The sequence below is a fragment of the Syntrophorhabdus sp. genome (genome assembly GCA_012719415.1).
In the GTDB taxonomy this organism is placed as follows: domain Bacteria; phylum Desulfobacterota; class Syntrophorhabdia; order Syntrophorhabdales; family Syntrophorhabdaceae; genus Delta-02.
The window spans coordinates 1-1,578 of record JAAYAK010000168.1 but is presented as its reverse complement, the minus strand read 5'-3'; the positions used below and the strand labels follow the sequence as shown (position 1 = coordinate 1,578).

At 53.7% G+C, this 1,578-nt stretch carries 3 protein-coding genes; all 3 read right to left on the bottom strand.

All coding sequences use genetic code 11. From position 1 onward, the window contains the following. Window positions 1–410 (bottom strand): TolC family protein (locus GXX82_09835; GenBank protein NLT23336.1); only part of this gene is annotated, 410 nt, incomplete at its 3' end. Further along, window positions 400–789: a FixH family protein gene (locus tag GXX82_09830; GenBank protein ID NLT23335.1), complete on the bottom strand. Its 390-nt coding sequence runs from the start codon at window positions 787–789 to the stop codon at window positions 400–402. The genes GXX82_09830 and GXX82_09835, both read right to left, overlap by 11 nt. Window positions 790–1,174: 385 nt before the next feature. Then, complete coding sequence (locus GXX82_09825) at window positions 1,175–1,531, bottom strand: hypothetical protein (GenBank protein NLT23334.1); 357 nt, start codon at window positions 1,529–1,531, stop codon at window positions 1,175–1,177. Window positions 1,532–1,578 lie beyond the last annotated feature (47 nt).

Below are 1,578 nucleotides of genomic sequence, written 5' to 3'. Positions count from 1 at the left end.
TTCTTATAGGCGACGAAAAGTTCATAGTAGAGCTGTTTGACCGTTGCCACCGTCTTGAGCTGCGCCGCCCTGTGCATGGATTTCAGGCTTTCCGCATCCTTGGCGGCCATCTGTCCTTTCAGATCCAGCTTTCCGAAAAAGGGGAACATCTGGGACAGTGAGAGCATACCCATCGCGTTGGCCTCTTCGCCTATGGTGAGCTGACGAAACCCCTCATTCTGGTAACCGAACATGACCATGGGATCGGGAAGGCTCTTTGCCTGGGGTATCCTGTAGCCCGATGCGGAGACCTTGGACTCGGACACGAGCAGTTCCGGGTTCCTGCTCAACGCCTCCCTGACAAGTTCGTCAAGGTCCAGAGTTGGGGCGTCAGCGGCCAAAAGCGGCGAGGAACCGGCATCACCTGGCATCGATGGTGAACCTGGCGGATACGGTCTTTCCGCCATACGTTATCTTCACTTCATTGTTCCAGGAACCCGACATGGAATAGTTTACCCTGGCCTTGTAAACATTCCCCGCGGATACTGCGTCGGCCTTGTAGTTCATGGGGGGCATCCCCGTCATTGCCGGCATCGAATAGGCAAGTACCACCTTTGCACCCGTTATCGCCTTCCCGGAGGCATCGGTGATGCCGATCTCAACGTTGTTAGTCCCTGCGATGGGGGGATTCTTGTCTATCCGTATCGCCACGTTCAGATCTCCCGCCTTCCTGGTCACCTCATAATCTTTGGCGTAAACTACGGATACGGTCATAAGCAGGATCAGGCAAATCGTCAAAAACATTTTCATGGCCACCTCCAGCCTCACCGGATTTTTTTCACAGCGGGGGTTTCGTTCCCGATCTGTCATTTTATAATTATAACCACGGTCTCCAACTTCGCTTCACATCGAAGCTCCCGGTTTGCTCTCCCGGCGCCCTTTGACAACCTGTTTTTATACGGGACTTTCTTTCTTCCCGACGATGGCACCTGCACAATACATTCACGACTAAGGGGAAGGATCATCGATCAAAGATCGACGAAAGAAGGGAAAAATGCGGGCAAGCAGAGATCGGAGATGCTGACCGTCCGATGCGTCAGCCCTTTCATACGTTGTAAGGAATTCTGTAAGGAATTCAACTAGCGATGCGGAGAAGCTCCGCTGTGTATTTCTATCGGAGGCCTCATTACGACGATCATTCCTTAAGGTCCGGCTCGTTCATACTGCCCGTTCGGTAACCGTGAAGGTCCAGGGCGACGTAAATGAATCCGATGCCCATCAATTCCTCCGCTATCTCGTTCCTGTGTTCGAGAACGAGCGGAAAATCATCTTCTTCGATCTCGATACGGGCCGTATTGCCGTGATGCCGAACGCGGACCTGCGATATGCCGAGGCCCTTTATGAAAGCCTCGGAGCGTTCTATATTTTCGAGTCTCCCGACGGTTATGGCGGTCCCATAGGGGACCCTCGACGCGAGACACGCCTGCGCGGGTTTTTCCCACGTCTTGAGGCCCATCTCCCGGGAGAGCGTCCTGATTTCTTCCTTGGTCAACCCTGCATCCAGAAGCGGACTTTTGACATCGAGTTCCAGGCATGCCC